General features: G+C 43.5%; 20 protein-coding genes. 8 read left to right on the top strand and 12 right to left on the bottom strand.

Going from position 1 to position 15,096, the window contains the following annotated elements; genetic code table 11:
- Position 1: 1 nt before the first annotated feature.
- The 3 genes from QUB39_RS27475 to QUB39_RS27465 form a co-directional block, all read right to left on the bottom strand.
- Positions 2–970, bottom strand: coding sequence for a site-specific DNA-methyltransferase (locus tag QUB39_RS27475; RefSeq protein ID WP_333263923.1), 969 nt, complete (start codon positions 968–970; stop codon positions 2–4).
- 508 nt (positions 971–1,478) lie between these two features.
- Entirely contained in the window at positions 1,479–1,883 is a 405-nt protein-coding gene (gene vapC / locus QUB39_RS27470; RefSeq protein WP_333263920.1) for a type II toxin-antitoxin system VapC family toxin, read from the bottom strand.
- The gene (locus QUB39_RS27465) at positions 1,880–2,080 is read right to left on the bottom strand and encodes a type II toxin-antitoxin system VapB family antitoxin (protein ID WP_333033791.1); all 201 of its coding nucleotides are present in this window, start codon (positions 2,078–2,080) and stop codon (positions 1,880–1,882) included. The genes vapC and QUB39_RS27465 overlap by 4 nt, the downstream gene beginning before the upstream one ends.
- 352 nt (positions 2,081–2,432) lie before the next feature.
- Here QUB39_RS27465 and QUB39_RS27460 point away from each other — a divergent pair, with 352 nt between their 5' ends.
- From QUB39_RS27460 to QUB39_RS27450, 3 genes are read left to right on the top strand one after another with little or no spacing between them, the layout of a single operon-like run.
- On the top strand, positions 2,433–2,648 hold the full coding sequence (locus tag QUB39_RS27460) for a hypothetical protein (RefSeq protein WP_333231373.1): 216 nt from the start codon (positions 2,433–2,435) through the stop codon (positions 2,646–2,648).
- The gene (locus QUB39_RS27455) at positions 2,645–2,821 is read left to right on the top strand and encodes a hypothetical protein (RefSeq protein ID WP_190738037.1); all 177 of its coding nucleotides are present in this window, start codon (positions 2,645–2,647) and stop codon (positions 2,819–2,821) included. The genes QUB39_RS27460 and QUB39_RS27455 overlap by 4 nt, the downstream gene beginning before the upstream one ends.
- 10 nt (positions 2,822–2,831) lie before the next feature.
- Complete coding sequence (locus QUB39_RS27450) at positions 2,832–3,218, top strand: hypothetical protein (protein ID WP_333263917.1); 387 nt, start codon at positions 2,832–2,834, stop codon at positions 3,216–3,218.
- A gap of 100 nt (positions 3,219–3,318) precedes the next feature.
- On the opposite strand, the gene QUB39_RS27445 is transcribed toward QUB39_RS27450, so the two are convergent.
- The 5 genes from QUB39_RS27445 to QUB39_RS27425 all read right to left on the bottom strand — a co-directional run bounded on the left by QUB39_RS27445 (position 3,319) and on the right by QUB39_RS27425 (position 5,233).
- The gene (locus QUB39_RS27445; protein ID WP_333263914.1) at positions 3,319–3,693 is read right to left on the bottom strand and encodes a hypothetical protein; all 375 of its coding nucleotides are present in this window, start codon (positions 3,691–3,693) and stop codon (positions 3,319–3,321) included.
- Positions 3,694–3,711: 18 nt separating this feature from the next.
- Positions 3,712–4,077, bottom strand: coding sequence for a papain fold toxin domain-containing protein (locus tag QUB39_RS27440; RefSeq protein ID WP_333263911.1), 366 nt, complete (start codon positions 4,075–4,077; stop codon positions 3,712–3,714).
- 43 nt (positions 4,078–4,120) lie between these two features.
- Entirely contained in the window at positions 4,121–4,396 is a 276-nt protein-coding gene (locus QUB39_RS27435; protein WP_333263908.1) for a hypothetical protein, read from the bottom strand.
- A gap of 88 nt (positions 4,397–4,484) precedes the next feature.
- The gene (locus QUB39_RS27430) at positions 4,485–4,709 is read right to left on the bottom strand and encodes a DUF7689 domain-containing protein (RefSeq protein WP_333263906.1); all 225 of its coding nucleotides are present in this window, start codon (positions 4,707–4,709) and stop codon (positions 4,485–4,487) included.
- A 35-nt stretch (positions 4,710–4,744) separates the two neighbouring features.
- The gene (locus QUB39_RS27425; protein WP_333263903.1) at positions 4,745–5,233 is read right to left on the bottom strand and encodes a hypothetical protein; all 489 of its coding nucleotides are present in this window, start codon (positions 5,231–5,233) and stop codon (positions 4,745–4,747) included.
- Positions 5,234–5,552: 319 nt separating this feature from the next.
- Between QUB39_RS27425 and QUB39_RS27420 the strand changes: the two genes are divergently transcribed.
- From QUB39_RS27420 to QUB39_RS27405, 4 genes are all read left to right on the top strand, one after another.
- Entirely contained in the window at positions 5,553–6,668 is a 1,116-nt protein-coding gene (locus tag QUB39_RS27420; protein WP_333274671.1) for an SPFH domain-containing protein, read from the top strand.
- Between the two features lie 668 nt (positions 6,669–7,336).
- On the top strand, positions 7,337–7,654 hold the full coding sequence (locus QUB39_RS27415) for a YkvA family protein (protein ID WP_333052356.1): 318 nt from the start codon (positions 7,337–7,339) through the stop codon (positions 7,652–7,654).
- 145 nt (positions 7,655–7,799) lie between these two features.
- Complete coding sequence (lpxD, locus tag QUB39_RS27410) at positions 7,800–8,840, top strand: UDP-3-O-(3-hydroxymyristoyl)glucosamine N-acyltransferase (protein WP_333052358.1); 1,041 nt, start codon at positions 7,800–7,802, stop codon at positions 8,838–8,840.
- Positions 8,841–8,960: 120 nt separating this feature from the next.
- Positions 8,961–9,821 (top strand): CPBP family glutamic-type intramembrane protease, encoded by an 861-nt coding sequence (locus QUB39_RS27405; protein ID WP_333315192.1) that lies wholly within the window; start codon positions 8,961–8,963, stop codon positions 9,819–9,821.
- A 422-nt stretch (positions 9,822–10,243) separates the two neighbouring features.
- Here QUB39_RS27405 and QUB39_RS27400 read toward each other — a convergent pair whose 3' ends face one another.
- From QUB39_RS27400 to QUB39_RS27385, 4 genes are all read right to left on the bottom strand, one after another.
- Positions 10,244–10,702 (bottom strand): hypothetical protein, encoded by a 459-nt coding sequence (locus QUB39_RS27400; RefSeq protein WP_333052364.1) that lies wholly within the window; start codon positions 10,700–10,702, stop codon positions 10,244–10,246.
- A 54-nt stretch (positions 10,703–10,756) separates the two neighbouring features.
- Positions 10,757–11,119: a hypothetical protein gene (locus tag QUB39_RS27395; RefSeq protein ID WP_333212429.1), complete on the bottom strand. Its 363-nt coding sequence runs from the start codon at positions 11,117–11,119 to the stop codon at positions 10,757–10,759.
- An 84-nt stretch (positions 11,120–11,203) separates the two neighbouring features.
- Positions 11,204–11,542, bottom strand: coding sequence for a hypothetical protein (locus tag QUB39_RS27390; RefSeq protein ID WP_333154976.1), 339 nt, complete (start codon positions 11,540–11,542; stop codon positions 11,204–11,206).
- 173 nt (positions 11,543–11,715) lie between these two features.
- Complete coding sequence (locus QUB39_RS27385; protein ID WP_333052369.1) at positions 11,716–12,225, bottom strand: hypothetical protein; 510 nt, start codon at positions 12,223–12,225, stop codon at positions 11,716–11,718.
- Between the two features lie 695 nt (positions 12,226–12,920).
- On the opposite strand from QUB39_RS27385, the gene QUB39_RS27380 reads away from it, so the two are divergent.
- Positions 12,921–14,903, top strand: a complete 1,983-nt coding sequence (locus QUB39_RS27380; RefSeq protein WP_333485203.1) for an NB-ARC domain-containing protein — start codon at positions 12,921–12,923, stop codon at positions 14,901–14,903.
- The last annotated feature ends 193 nt before the right edge of the window (positions 14,904–15,096 follow it).

Genomic DNA, 15,096 nt, shown 5'->3' with positions numbered 1-15,096 from the left:
GTTATTCAGGTTTGTTTTTAAGGGCAGGATCTTCAAAACGAATTTTTGACTGTTCTACATATTTTTCCTCTACATCTATCGCTATCCATTTACGATCTAGTCTGGCGGCAATATATCCAGTGGTATTGCTTCCAGCAAAAGGATCTAGAACTAAATCTCCTGGTTCTGTCAGAAATTCAATGAAAAAAGCAGCTAGACCCATTGGCATTCGAGCAGGATGAGGAGTAATGCCTCTTTCCTTACAAGTTCGTGAAAGGAAATCAGTAGAAATGCTGTTTGAAAAGGAAAAAGCATTCTTAGGTAGGCGAACCTCCCGTTCAGAATCCATCGGATCTAATTCAAATAAGTTGTGAGCGATGGAACCTCCGCAGTCCTTAAGAAAGCTTGTTTCGCCGATCTTATGCTGAGAAGGTCTTTTTCCGGCGTTATATCTACCTGTAGAAAGTAGATATTTCATCCGCTCGCTGTAAGGACGCAAAACTTTAGAATTGTCTGCTTTTGGTGAATCACTCTTGGCCATCCACCAGAGGCGAGTATAGCTATCTACGGTTCTAATTCGTTTCACTGTGACCCAGTGTGCTGGTGAGGGAAGTCGAGACGGGTTGTAACAGACAAACTCTTGAATAAGGCGAAGTTCTGTTTCCTTATGAGATACGAAGCCTAATAGAGATTGCAAAGGTAGCAGAGATTGGACAGGACGTCCTGGCTCCCAGCTATTACCGAGTTCAATAACAATAGAACCATCATCGGCTAACATTTCTGCAAAGATTGGAGCTAAACTAGAAAACCACTGGAGGTATTTATCACCCATCATGTTGCCGTAGCTCTTTTTGCTGTTAAGTGGAAAAGGTGGGGATGTCATGATAAGCTGCACCTTGCCACAGTGCTGGCTGAGGGCAGGACTTCTCAGAATCTTTTCGCTTTTGCCGACGTAGTATTGGCCAGACTCAGTATTTTGAACTAATGACATCAAGTTATATAGCGATTGCTCATCATTAGATTATAAGCTAAATAGTGCATCGAAGATAAATTGAGCTGCACTCACTCCCTTATTTCCGAAATAACCCAAAGAGCGATCGCCCTTTTTTCTCAAATAGCGATCTCTCGTCTCCGATCCCAAGTCCATGTTTCGCTGATACTTTCAGTGAGGGAAAATACATGAAAATTCGAGAAGATCAAGGTAAGAGCCTATAGAACTATTTTGCGTAAGCCAGCCAAGTCGGCATTGATGAGGACTGGTCAAAGCTTGATCGCGCTCTGGAAACTTTGATTGCAGCGGGCATCCCCTGTCATTTATATAAAATACTGACTTCCAACGATGACATCGATTTGAAGCCTGTAGCGCAATAGCTCAAAGCAGTCTGATCATGTCTTGGGTGTAGCGCAATTGTTCTTTTTCCTAAAGTGCGATCGTCCCTCGGACATCTCCAATCCCAAAGTGCGATCGGCATTCCTAAGTTAAGATATAAACTGAGAAATCACCCTGATAGTAATACGACAGGAATGTGCGATCGGAAATTCTCAAAATCTTTATCAGTAGTGAAAATGCTGTAACCGCGACGATGAGCAACGGCACATAACAGAAAATCAGTATTTGAACCCTGAACGCCATTACTGCGACAGGTATTGAAAAACTCTGCGGCTAACTCATAATCTTCAGTTGTTAGCTCTAAATCAGGAAAAGCACGAAGATACTCTCGCAATCGAGCAAACTGTTCCTTGTAGCGTACCCCAGAAAGCACCTCCTGACGAATTGCCCCCAGTAAAACAACTCGTCCATCTGCAATCAAATCACGCAGTACATTAACAATAGAGAGCGCATCATTTGTTGTGTTGCGCCGCAATGCCAACGACCAAACGGAACTATCAACAAGAACATTCATAAAGTTTGTCGCTGTTGCTTGTAGTTATAATCTTCATCGTAGTCAATAGTACCAAACAATTCCATTACTTTTAGTTGTTTGCGACGTTGAATGTACTCGCGTAAAGCTGCTTCTATTAATGTAGTAGGTGTTGGATGGTTACTCAAATCAAGGGCTTCTTGAAGGAGAGTTTTGTCAATTTCGAGCGTAGTTACCATATATTTTCCTCGTGCAGGTATCACGGAATTGCCACCGAACAATGCTGTAATTTTAGTGTAGCACTGAAACTCTATCAATGGGCGATCGCTTTCTGCATTTAGTTCACAGGAGAATGAAAAGCCTGTTTAGCTTGCGTAAGTCAGGCAAGCCGGCATTTATGAGGACTTGTCAAAGCTCGATCGCCTTTCTCATGCCGAATCCCAAAGTACGATCGATCTTTTCCATCCACCTATCCCAAAAGTGATCGCCCTTATTTTATTTACTCGCGCACATATTCAACTTGTTAACATGATAACATATCAGCAGAACAGGTGTACGATCGTGAGAATATAAAAATTGCAGGAAGCCTAAATGGGAAAAAGTACAGAAGTGCCAGCGAAGCGACACGACCCAAATTACATACAGCTATCGGGAGATGTCCGAAAAGAACTAGGACTTCAGTTTAAAGCTGCGTGTACTCTGAAGCAGCTAAATATAGGAGAAGGGCTGGAAGAGGCGATAGAGATGTGGTTCCAGGCTCAGCAAGCCCCCTCATCCAGCAAAAGCAGCAAAAAGGGGGAGGAGTGAGAGATCCAGAACGGGAAAAAGAAGAGCTTGGCAATCCCATCAACGAACCCGTACAAGCGTATAACCTAAAAGAAGCGAAAAAGAAATGCCAACAGCTAGCAACTGAATATGAACGGTCTCTTGCAGATGTTCGCCCTGAAGGCAAAGCCTGGTTTCGCTGCTACTTTCAGTGAGGGAAAAGACATGAAAATTCGAGAATCTCTTGGTCAAAGTGTATGGAATCATTCTGAGGGCTGGTGCTGCGAGCCTCTTGACCCCATACCGCCCGGTCATATTGCCCTAGCCGTTGAAGCGATAGATATTAATCTTGTAGACTGGGATATCGAAGAAATTGGCGAAAAAGCAGGTTTTGATATTCAGTACAAATACACGGGAGTCAATGACCCGAAAGATTCATCTTTAGCTTGTGTAAGTCAGTTTGTGGGTATCTATGAAGACTTCTCAAAGCTCGATCGCGATCTAGAAGCTTTGATTGCAGCCGGCATCCCGCGTCATCTATTCAAAATACTGACTGATAACGATGATATCGATTTGAAGCCTGTAACGCAATACCTCAAAGCTGTCTCATAATGCTTTGAGTGTAGCGCAATTGTTTCTTTTTCCGAAAGTACGATCGCCCTTATTGTCCGAAAGTGCGATCGCACTTTTACTATCCCTATCAATATGAGACTCAACCATTTACACCTACAACACTCAACTCATCAGACATTTCGGAATTATTGGTTTTATCAATTTTTGGTAACTGTTCACTATTCAAGAATTCTTCAAATAAATCAAAAAAGCGCTTCAGTGCATCTGCTTCATCCTCAGAATAAAAAAGAATAATCCGACTCCAAGATTGACTATCTGCTTGGTTAAATCGATTTTCTATCCATTCTTGAAACTCCTCAAACTTTGTTTCTTGTTCTGTTACAGGGATGCCAAGTTGACGGCGCGCAAAGGTATAGCCGTCTATAAAAACATGGAGATGACTGAGCGATCGCTTCCCCAAGTATAAAGACGATCTTTGCTTAATTTTTTCTAGCAAATCATACAAATCTAACATTGTTTCATCTCCTTTCAGCTAAAATTCAATTTCCGCAATCTCAAAATTACCGCCCAGCTCGATCGCCAAACAATAAAATTTTCCCAACCACTCTTGTTTAGGAATTCCTTCATTGTGGATATTATCAAAAATTAGTTCCTCCCCATTTATTTTAACTGCAATAGCTTCATGCCGTCCATTTGTAGCAATATTTTGTCCTAGGTCATCATGGTAAATATTACCATATTTTCCCTTGGCACTGCCAGTGTAAATTTTTAGTTTTTTCCCCGAAATACCCCTGGTAATTAAAAACTCTTGGACGCTTAAAGCGCAAGCATTACATTCAAACAGCTTAAATTTACTAGCTATTTCTGAAATTTGTTGTCGTAATTCGTCATCGATCATGTTTAATTATTTGAGCATCTCTTGGTGCCATCCTAACTCCGCTTTACCCTAAATAGTTATTCGCAGGGTCATAGCTACCTTGATAAGTGCTGTAGATGTGGTAGCCAGGGAATACTAAAGCAATGCCAATGGGACTGTGAATAGTCCCCGGATAGTTTTCTTCGGGTTCGCTACCCCCAATCCTAATTTTGATGGCACCCAGCCAAATGTAGAACCCTGGAATTAAAGTATCTAAACTGTAGGCGATCGCTCGCATTTGCCGATCGGGGGGATTAATCGGTTTTAAATACTGTGGCTTTTCAGGTTTGGAAATGGACATGGCACTGATTCCCGTGCGTTAGGGTACAAAAACGGTCTTGTTGATTACACTTTAACATAACCTAAGTTTCACTTTTCAATTGTTAAGCTTATTTTACTATTTTGTCGCGATCGCCCTTACAAATTTCACATCCCAGCGTTTGATAAGCCTGAATATACGCTTCTAGAGTCTCCTCTTGCGGCACACCGTCAGGCCAATAAAATTGCTTTCTCGGTATCGGTTGCCACCAACGATCGTCTTCCTCAGCAGCCCATGCAAAGCAGTTATATTCTTGAGATTTAGGGCTGGTAACTTGATAATCCGTGCGATACAAATTGGGCTACTTAAGTTCAAACAAATTCTGGTATTCTATACATTCTCTTCAATCGCGTAGCCTTGATTTCTCCCCCAATCTATCCAAACTGATGCCATCTGTTTTACCCTTCCCTTTTGTTCTGGTTTAAAGGGATTTTCACCCGTAATTGCACTCAACGCCGATAACCAGTAAAGGGGATTTTTTTTCAGTTCCGATAGCAACAGTGGCACGATTTGTATTCCCATACTAATAATTTCCTGATAGACAGAATGCTGAGACATTTGGGCAGTTGAAGAAAGTCCAGCAACATCTTTCTCCCAATCCGAAGCTATTGCATAAAACTTGTCAACTATATCAGGGGGAATTTTAGCATTTTTATTGAGAAGATTTTGAGCAGTATTGGGTGAAAGACTTTCTGGCTGTGCGAGTAAGTTTTCGATGCCTATTAAAACTAACTCTTCTATCGATACATTCAAGTCGTTGGCGAGTTTTTGTAACTTCAGGAGGCGCTCATCTGAAAGGGCGATCGCGATCGTGTTCATCTGACTTACGCTCCTAGCATGATGCCTTAAGTATAGCCAATAAATTACTCACCTTTAGTCATCGTTAAACCAAATTGTAGGATGCCTTAGACATTAATTCTTTCGATTTCAACAGGTTTGAAGGATCTGACGCACCCTACGGACAGTATTTCGATCGCCCTCACCATCAAGTAGATGCAAACTAGATCCAGTCCGGCCTGAATCGGGGGGAGTCCAGAAGTATAGAATAGAGGTTGCGGAACCGGCACACCGCCCGATCGCTCGCCCCCAGCAATTTGTTACCCTAAAAATAGAATCTCCCCTCCCTCAACTCCCTCCCATGAACAACGCTTCTCCCCTGATTCAAACCGTGACTCCAGAACGCTGGGCCGGGTTTAGTATGGACTTTATAGGGGCGGGTTACACGGGTTTGTTGGTCAAAAACGGCCGCGCCGTGCGTACCCTGAAATCCGGGCGGCATTTCAGCTTCGCCCTTCCCCTGCTGGAACAGTGTCAAATTGTCATCGTAGACACCAAACTCCGCAATTTGGATGTACAGTCGCACGGAGATTTTTTGTCTAAGGATCGGTTTTTAATTGATGCCACTCTGACTGTTATTTATCAAGTTATAGATCCGAAACGAGTAGCTTTGGAATTGTCCGATCCTCTAGCTGTTTTAGCAAGTGCAGTTAAGGATTGTATGGGATTAGCGATCGGGCAAATACCCCTACAACAGCTTATTAGTCAAGGACGGCTGTTGCTGCGCCAAAATTTGCTCGATCGCGTCCAAGATTTTTATACTCTAGGTTTTAACTTAGAAGACGTGCGAATTGGCGATGTCAGCTTTCCCGAAACCAACGGAGTTATTCGCCAAGTTGAGGGAATGAGTGCCCGACAGGAAGCAGAAAATGCCGCAGCCCTGCAAATGAGAATTGCCGAAGCAGGCCGTCCGATTGTTCCTCAATCTCCCGTACAGCAGTTAAACTTAATTTCAGGTAATTCTCCTGCGAGTCTTCCAGCTTCCGACACAGCAGCAGGGTTCGATCGCGATTTACAACAACTGACAGAACAACTTGCTCAAAACAGCCTTCCTGCTGGGAGAAATCCTCCCCAACTTGCACCGACGGTACTCGCAAGCAGCGATCGCAAAACAACCGCATATTTAATCTACAAACTTTCTGGAGAGGCGATCGCCCTAACGGCCAATCCCTTTACAATTGGACGCGAACCAACCAACACTTTAGTATTACAAGATCCGCAAAGTTCGCGCTATCACGCTCAAATCCGCCGGGCCACTGACGAACTTGGCAAACAGCGGTATCAGCTTGTCGATAGCGGCAGTTCCAACGGCACTTTTGTAGGGGGGCAGAGGCTGGCTGCTAACGAGCCTTTTTGGCTGCCAAATGGCTGCGAAATTGCGATCGGCGACCAAAAATGGATATTTCAAAATTCGTGAGTGAGAGAGATGAAGATGTTTTTAAACAGCAGATAAACACAAATGAATCCCATCAGCGTTTATCTGTGTTTATCTGTGTTTATCTGCTGACATCTGCGGTTAAAAATCCCAATTTGAGTAACTTGCTTTAATCACGATATACAACTAATATCATGTCCGGTCGATTACCATGATTGCTGTAGGGGCGGGTTCACCAATAATATTTGCCAAAAACCGACAATCTCAAAAACCCGCCCCGGCCTGTGTATTATGCGCGATCGATCGGACATGATATAATAGATGAAGATGCTTTTAAACAGCAGATAAACACAGATAAATTCCATCGGCTTTTATCAGTCAGGTTTCTGTAGGGGCGTTGTCACGAGTCCCCGCCCTTCCCACACAGCTTGACCGAAAGCATCCAGGATACAAGCCCCCGCATTCATCCGTCCAGAAATAAAAAACCTGTATCCGATAAAGGAGCCCCGAATTTATCTCGCGCAAGTCAATGCTTCAATTCTAAAATCTAAAATCTAAAATCTAAAATCTAAAATCGATTGACACCTTCTCCCGCCCCAATTCCCTATACTCCCAGGTAGAAGTCTCTTGCCAACCCTAGGGGGGATATCTCCACAAGCATTTCGAGCGAGAATTTGTCAAGATTGAAAATATAAGTAGAGGACAACCCCATGAGCTTTTCTATACAATCTGTTTACAACTGGTATCGCGACACCCTCCGCAACCCCAAGTACCGCTGGTGGATTATTCTGGGAACCCTGGCATATCTGGTAAGCCCGATCGACATAGCCCCAGACTTTCTCCCCGTCATCGGACAAATTGACGACGTGGCAATTGCAGTCTTGCTGATTTCCGAAGTGTCGCAAATGGCGATCGACTACTTTAAATCCCGCCAAACAGAGACAGCTTCAGCATCCGAAGCCACCGGTGCCCCTTATTCTGAAGCCAAAGGCAGCACCGTTGACGTAGATGCAGTTTCTGTAAAATAATTTTTCCAAAAATAATCGATCGCTACAACCCCGACTTCTTCAAGAAACCGGGGTTTTTGTTTTTTAAATGGCAACTGCTCAGATCGTGCTCCAAAGCTGGTAATTTTAACTATGATCCATCTGTGCTAACAACAAATTTTTATAGATGAAGTTTAGCTACATAGTACGAAGACTTAATTTAGCCACCAGTCGCACCCTCACAGCGTCGGTTGCTACCGATCCGGAAATTACTGGCCCTGCCCCAGTTGATGAAGCTCCATCGGGTACAATCAGTTATATAGAAGGTGCTAAATTTGCCGTTCATACAGCCACTACAAATGCTTCGGCTTTAATTTTACCCTTAGATGAAAGCCTCCAAGCTCAATGTGACGATCGCAACATTGCTTGGATTGCCGCGGCAGATCCGCGATTGTTATTTGCTGAAACGATCGCCATTTTCTATCAACCGTTTCGCCCAGCATCCGAAATTCATCCCTCAGCCGTCGTTCACCCCTCAGCAGAAATTGGTGAAAATGTCTATATCGGCCCCCACGTCGTTATTCAAGCAAAAGTCAAAATTGGCAGCAACGTTTGCATTCATCCAAATGTTGTAATTTACCCAGATGCGGAAATAGGCGCAGGCACTGTTTTACACGCTAATTGTGTCATTCACGAACGTACTCGCATCGGGGCAAATTGCGTGATTCACAGCGGTGCGGCGATCGGTTCCGAAGGTTTTGGGTTCGTGCCGACAGCCACAGGATGGGTGAAAATGGAGCAGTCTGGCTGCACTGTATTAGAAGAGGGCGTTGAGGTTGGCTGCAACAGCACGATCGATAGGCCCGCTGTCGGAGAAACCCGCATCGGCCAAAATACAAAAATCGACAATTTAGTACAGGTAGGTCATGGCTGTCAAGTCGGGAAAAATTGCGCGTTTGCCGCTCACGTTGGCATGGCTGGCGGAGTAAAAATTGGCAACAATGTAATTTTGGCAGGTCAAGTAGGAATTGCTAATCAAGCCAAAATCGGAGATGGGGCGATCGCCACTGCTAAAGCCGGAATTCACAGCGACGTGCCCGCAGGTGCGATCGTGACGGGTGTTCCAGCAATTCCCCACAAACTATTTCTGAAAGCCGCAGCCGTCTACAACCGCTTGCCGGAAATGTACCAATCTTTGAGGCAAATTCAGCGCAAGCTCGATCGGTAGTCAATTGGCAGTTGGCAGTAGTCAGTTGGCAGTTGGCAGTAGTCATTAGTCATTAGTCATTAGTCATTAGTTAACAGTTAACAGTCAACAGCCAACAGTATTATAGTTGCAACCTATTAAATGTGGAATAGTATAAACAACCTGCAATTGATGTCGCCGTCAATACCAGCAATTGTCAAAATAATCTTCTTTTTCTCGACTTGGATGGTTGTGTGGCTTCCCGCAGCGATTGTGCTGGCGATCGCCCTTAAATGGCATCCGCCCCAACCCTTGGGAAACAAAAAACTACCTTTACTAGCTTCCCTCTACGTGATTGTCCCCTTCATTTTATGGGCGACAAGTTGGATCGAAAATACATCTTTTGTCAACTGGGGTTGGGATTGGCAACCCGCAGTTTTGATGTCATTAATGCGGGGATTAGGATTAGGAATAATCAGCTTAGTAATTTTATTCGGCCTGCAATTAACCGCAGGCTGGATAGAGCTAAAAAAAAGCGAAACTTCCACCGAAACAGGCGAAAAAATTAATTTGTGGACTTTAATTTTTACCCCTGCTAGTCTGCTGACTCTGTTATTAGCACTGTGGATTAGCGCCACAGAAGAGTTAATCTTTCGCGGCTGCTTGCAAACGATACTCCAGGAAGATTACTCAATGCTAATCGCAGCAGCGATCGCCAGTTTCATTTTCGCGATCGCCCACCTAATTTGGGCAGCCAAAGAAACTCTACCGCAACTGCCCGGATTGTGGCTGATGGGGATGGTTTTAACACTAGCCCGCATCGCCGACAATGGCAGTCTAGGATTGGCGATCGGCATTCACGCAGCTTGGATTTGGGGTATAACTACCGTAGATACAGAAGGCGCAATTAAACCTACTTCTACCGTACCAGAATGGATTACAGGAATAGCAGCAAAACCCCTAGCCGGTGCAGCCGGAATTCTGCTACTGCTAGCAACAGCAGCCGTAGTTTTGTTAATTTAAATAAGACTTACCCTAAAAAATCCGGTTTCTTATAAAAGATTGGCTCTCCTGGATTTGTGGTAGAAATGATAGTATAGCAATCCTAAATCCTGTGTGAATTTCTTACTCTCTCCCCTTACCAAGGGGAGGGTTGGGGTGGGGTTAAAAAATTTATGACTCCTGCAAGGATTGCTATATAAGCGTCTTCCTCATCCGGGATATGGGGCCCGCACCACGAGCATTTTTATTTTGCTGAGCACCATAAACTCAGGAGATTTGGATTATGAGATCAATTCCGGTTGCACTCCTCATAATAGTTGACTGTTGACTGTTAACTGTTAACTCTGGATCGCAAAACTCAATGATGCTTGAGTGTTGAATGTTGACTCGATTTTACGCCCGACGATCAAGCGCGGATTTGATATGATATCTACTCTCTTGAATCAAATATTCAAAGGACGCGATGGCGGTGGTGGCATTGGCGGTTTAGCGATCGCCAGAGACTTAGAATAGCGAGCCTCTAAAACACCAGTTCTAAACTGAGCCACTTTTTCTCCCTTCCTGTGAAATACTATCACATTAACCCGACTACTGTAAATAGTGAGATAGCGCTGTTTGACAATGAAGGCAAGAATAATAAAGACAACACCGATAAAAATACTGAGAGTCGGAATTCCTACCCAAAACAGCCACCAAGTACAACCCTCTCCTGTTTCAATCGCTCTAACATCCTCAATCGGAATAAACACTTCTTTTGTTTCTAACCCGAAAAAAGATTCCGAGCTGATTTGTAACATTTCGCCGGCCAATTTAACCGTAATTGTGCCATTACTTTGAACTGGAACAATCCCCACAATTTGACCAGGTGTACCGCTGATTTGGATGAGTTGATTAGATTTCATATTTATTGTCTATTGGCGGTTCGGAAAAGCTATTAGATCGCCTCGTTTTAGGGTTTAGCACGTCCGAAGAATTGTATAACAACAACCTCGACCTATTTGTTGACTCAAACTTGCTCTCCCTATCGCCACAAGTACCACTAAAACCTCCTGCGTATAATAGGCAAGCTGATGCCCATAGCTGTAAGGTAAATCTAACTTGCTGGCAACGGGTTTGAGGACATCTGCTGCTTCATCTTTATTAACTTGATGTCCCTTGAGTTGATTGTACAAATACTCCACTACTTCACAAGTAATGTTTTTTGTAAATACGATTGTAGGTCTTTGAGCCTTAATCACATCTACTCGATAGTTTGAGCCTTCACGGTAGACTAGGTGGCAGTTGCGTAATCTAACCTCTCCAATCAATTCGCTCTCCATCTGTTCCTCCTATTTGATTCTCTAAGCACTTAGCAGAGATATATATTGGGCAATTTACAAATAAAATTGCTCATCTGATGTTTACTAAAACCCAAACTCTTCCCCAAGTCTCCGCCTCAAATCTCCAGATAGTGGTAATTGGCGGATTTCTTGGCAAATTGCAGCATGAGATTCTCCATTTTGAATGCGCTGCCTGTAGATTCCAATTAACAGCGCTTCAAGACCGTACTTAGATAACATTTCTGTCGCTAAACCGATGATGCCCAGCAAGGCAATACCACCGAACATTCCTGCTGGCCCACCTAACATTGCCAAAGCAGTCGTAATTGCGGCAGCTCCTGCAAAACCTGTAGTTGCCATCACAATTAGAAGTAAAATTACAGGCAATCCTAGTCCAGCAGCTTTCCTAACAAACTCGTCCATAATGTTGCTCCTAGTCTCTATATAGAGGAATTAAAAATCAGAGAATTTGGTTTTTTTGCCTTGACTTCTCTTTAACAAAGGGATTCAATGAAACAAGCCCAAAAATTTATTTACTCATTTCATGAATTTTTACTAATTTATTGAAGTATTTGGTAGGTGTTTAAGTTTGGTCTCTAGTCTCTTACCTCCTTCCACTCCAAAAACTTGATAGACAAATCATTGTTACTACGATCGCCTAGTTGAAGAGCATTATCCATAATTCTCCTGAATTCATAACCCTGATTGGGGGTTAATACACCGCCAAGCCCAACAGTCAAAAATTCGACTACAGCTCCGTCTCGTTTATCGATAAATTGGACGCTGATAGACTGAACTTTAGCCGTCTTACTTTGCTTGTTGGTCAACCGCCCTACAAGAAATCGCTGAGTTCCTGTATTTTCCATCGCTAATCCAGTTAACTCCAGTCCATTCACAAGCTGAACCCTAAAAGGGTCTGGCTTCCGCGGGTTTTCAGGTGGTTTGGGAAATCGACAAAGCCGATCGAGAGATTCATACTGTTTTCTTTCAGAATTCAACTGAAAACACCCCGGATATTCTTGGGCGATCGCCCTCGGAAACAGATTGAAAACAGACAGAAGCGCGATCGTAGGTAAAGCGGTTATCAACTTGACGCACCTAAACATGGCCTTTTACTCTCCAATCGAGTAACGATACTCATCAGTTGTTTTAGTCCAGCAGTTTTCACAGGTAAATCTGGTTTCGACCTCCACTGATTAACCAGGGTCAAACCCAAAAATTATGCAAAGCTGAGGGGGAAACTGTATTCAGGTTCGCTGAACTCAGAAAGCTCTCCGGCTGCGCCGACTTTCTGAAACATCCACCGCGCCTAACTGAGATTAATGTATCAAACATAGTTCTAGCTTGTCAAGCTAATGCTCACTAAAATCTCATTAAATGAGAAAAACTACTCAAAAGTCGATTTCACAAGGCTCTAGCCCCTCTAACGACAACTTAAACAAGCTCTAAACCTTTACAAATAAAGTATCCCGACCTAAAAATGGCTCCAAATTTCAGCCGATCGCCCCTCAATTATTCTGTTGTCTATCTCCTTTACCTACTTCTAAATGAGAAAAAAGCCCATATAATCAAGTTACAGCCCAGAAGTCTTAGCTTGCCCCACCCCTCAGTTCTTCTGTTGTCTATCTCGTTTATCGCGTGATAAGTGAGAAAAAAGCCCATATAATCAAGTTACAGCCCAGAAACCTCTGTTTCTACTGCCAAAATTCCTGTGTTCGCTGATTTCGCGCGATCGCCCCCTCCTTTCCCAGCTATCTTTGAGTAGAACCGCCAGCTTTGTAATACCTGTATTCAACGTAGTATGAAACTTCCCGAAGATTTTTTAATAACTTTAGCCACTAAAGTTGGCATTTCCGAAAACGAATTTGAAGTCTTATCAAGAGCAATCAAAGGCGAATCCATGTCTGATATTTCAGACCAGCTTCGCGTTCGCAAAGATGCCTTACAAAAACGCCTGGGAGAAGTGTATAAAAAATTTGAAGTTCAAGGTGCTGGGCCTGGAAAATTAGCCAAACTCCAGCAAATTCTCGTAACTGAATACCAGAAACAAGTTTCCACTAACCGTCACGATGCCACAAGCGACCGCGAAGTTGCTCCAACCGTAGAGAATACCCGCTTTCAAGACACAACTATCCCTCAATTCTCACCGCGTATTGATTGGGGAGAAGTCCCAGCTAAAGAACCTTTTTACGGACGCAATTCCGAAATAGAAACTCTCAAAAAATGGATAGTAACAAACCGTTGTCCAGTAGTCACAATTTGTGGCATGGGAGGGATTGGCAAAACAGCATTAGCTACCCAAACTCTACAACAAATTCAAGGGGAATTTCAAACCATAATCTGGCGAAATATCGCCCCCTCTAGTCCCCTTGAAAAACTCTTGCCAGACATCTTGCAATCCCTATCTCATTATTCAGAAATCGACCTGCCAAAACCCAGCAACTCACTCATCGCCCAATTAATAGAATATTTGCGTTTAACCCGCTGTTTATTAGTCTTCGATGAAGTCGAAACTATCCTTGAAAGCGGAAAGCTATCAGGACACTACCGCCCCGGATACGAAAGTTACCGGGAACTCTTCCAACAAATAGCACAAACCCCTCACCGAAGTTGCCTGCTTATCATCAGTTGGACTCACCCTATAGAAATTTATAATGTAGCAGAAGAAACCTTACCTTGTCGAGCTTTAGAACTGAGGGAATTACCAGAAAAGGATGCCAAACAAATCATTTTATCCGCCCCAAAATTTTCTATTTCAGAGAGTAATTTGCTATCAGAACTCATTTATCTATATGGTGGCAATCCCCTCCTTTTAAAAATAGCCGTCACTCACGCTCAAGATATGTTAGCGGGCAATTTAGCACAACTCATCAAAAAAACTCCCTCGGTTATTGAGGGCATTGTCCGAGATTATTTTGAGGAAAAATTTCAGGATTTTCATGAATTAGAAGTAAAAGTATTGTCTTGTTTGGCGAGCAATAAACCCGCCACCCTTAGCGAGTTGCAATCCAGTCTCCTATTTGCTGAAGACTTATCAGAATTGAAACGGGCTGTAGAAATTCTAATTGAGCGATCGCTCCTGCAAGCCCTCACCGAGTCCAGGGAAGAACGCCTGACAGTCAGCCCGCAGGCTAGGCGATTTGTCACCCATCAATTAATTGCTAAATACCTGAATCAAATTGGTTACAAGAAATACTTAGAGAGTGAGTTACAGACGGCAAAATGTTATTTAACACAAACCCTTCGCTACAATCCAGAACTGCCAGCAGCTAACTACAATTTAGGGTCAACCTACGAAAAACTCGAAGATTTGTCCAACGCTCGCCAGCACTACAAAAAAGCAGCAGAATATAAAAACAGTCGCGCTGCCGGTGCTGCTGTCAATAATTTAGCTCGACTGGAAATTCTGAGCGAAAATTTTGACGTAGCGGTAGAGCTAATTCTCTCCATTTTGCCACAAGTTAATGACAAAATGGTGCAAGTCACGCTCCACAAAAATCTGGGATGGGCTTATCTAGGACTGCAACTTTACAGTGACGCCGAGACTCACCTGGAAAAAGCAATTGAATTAGATAAATTCTATACTGTAGCACACTGCTTGCTAGCACAAGTTCTCGAAGCAAAAGGGGATACAACAGCAGCTCTTTCTTGCTGGCAAAAATGCCTGACTTGCTCGACACAAGGCCAACAACAAGAAGGTGTGGCGTGGAAACTTCCCGAATTAAGTATTTGGAAGAGTTTTGCCCGCGAGAGGCTCAGTGCTTCGGGCCGAGAACCTAATTAATTAAATTACTGTAGCGTGCGTCAGCAGTTCTCAGTTTTTCGCTCCTACTTCACCATTTAACTAGCTGACGCACCCTACTGAAAGCTCGCTAGCAATTAAAGTTATTGAGGAGCGCAAATTAAATAACTTACAATTTTAATTGTTATTGTGGGATGGGCGTCCCGCCCGTCCTTTTTGGACGGGCGGGACGCCC

Origin of the sequence: Microcoleus sp. AT8-B5 (genome assembly GCF_036705565.1) — a bacterium.
In the GTDB taxonomy this organism is placed as follows: domain Bacteria; phylum Cyanobacteriota; class Cyanobacteriia; order Cyanobacteriales; family Microcoleaceae; genus Microcoleus.
The sequence above is the reverse complement of the archived record's forward strand: the minus strand, read 5'-3'. Positions and strand labels throughout refer to the sequence as shown.

Coding starts and splice junctions, on each gene's coding strand:
- QUB39_RS27475 (WP_333263923.1), bottom strand. CDS start 970: ATGTCATTAGTTCAAAATACTGAGTCTGGCCAATACTACGTCGGCAAA.
- vapC (WP_333263920.1), bottom strand. CDS start 1,883: ATGAATGTTCTTGTTGATAGTTCCGTTTGGTCGTTGGCATTGCGGCGC.
- QUB39_RS27465 (WP_333033791.1), bottom strand. CDS start 2,080: ATGGTAACTACGCTCGAAATTGACAAAACTCTCCTTCAAGAAGCCCTT.
- QUB39_RS27460 (WP_333231373.1), top strand. CDS start 2,433: ATGGGAAAAAGTACAGAAGTGCCAGCGAAGCGACACGACCCAAATTAC.
- QUB39_RS27450 (WP_333263917.1), top strand. CDS start 2,832: ATGAAAATTCGAGAATCTCTTGGTCAAAGTGTATGGAATCATTCTGAG.
- QUB39_RS27445 (WP_333263914.1), bottom strand. CDS start 3,693: ATGTTAGATTTGTATGATTTGCTAGAAAAAATTAAGCAAAGATCGTCT.
- QUB39_RS27440 (WP_333263911.1), bottom strand. CDS start 4,077: ATGATCGATGACGAATTACGACAACAAATTTCAGAAATAGCTAGTAAA.
- QUB39_RS27435 (WP_333263908.1), bottom strand. CDS start 4,396: ATGTCCATTTCCAAACCTGAAAAGCCACAGTATTTAAAACCGATTAAT.
- QUB39_RS27425 (WP_333263903.1), bottom strand. CDS start 5,233: ATGAACACGATCGCGATCGCCCTTTCAGATGAGCGCCTCCTGAAGTTA.
- QUB39_RS27420 (WP_333274671.1), top strand. CDS start 5,553: ATGAACAACGCTTCTCCCCTGATTCAAACCGTGACTCCAGAACGCTGG.
- QUB39_RS27415 (WP_333052356.1), top strand. CDS start 7,337: ATGAGCTTTTCTATACAATCTGTTTACAACTGGTATCGCGACACCCTC.
- lpxD (WP_333052358.1), top strand. CDS start 7,800: ATGAAGTTTAGCTACATAGTACGAAGACTTAATTTAGCCACCAGTCGC.
- QUB39_RS27405 (WP_333315192.1), top strand. CDS start 8,961: ATGTGGAATAGTATAAACAACCTGCAATTGATGTCGCCGTCAATACCA.
- QUB39_RS27400 (WP_333052364.1), bottom strand. CDS start 10,702: ATGAAATCTAATCAACTCATCCAAATCAGCGGTACACCTGGTCAAATT.
- QUB39_RS27395 (WP_333212429.1), bottom strand. CDS start 11,119: ATGGAGAGCGAATTGATTGGAGAGGTTAGATTACGCAACTGCCACCTA.
- QUB39_RS27390 (WP_333154976.1), bottom strand. CDS start 11,542: ATGGACGAGTTTGTTAGGAAAGCTGCTGGACTAGGATTGCCTGTAATT.
- QUB39_RS27385 (WP_333052369.1), bottom strand. CDS start 12,225: ATGTTTAGGTGCGTCAAGTTGATAACCGCTTTACCTACGATCGCGCTT.
- QUB39_RS27380 (WP_333485203.1), top strand. CDS start 12,921: ATGAAACTTCCCGAAGATTTTTTAATAACTTTAGCCACTAAAGTTGGC.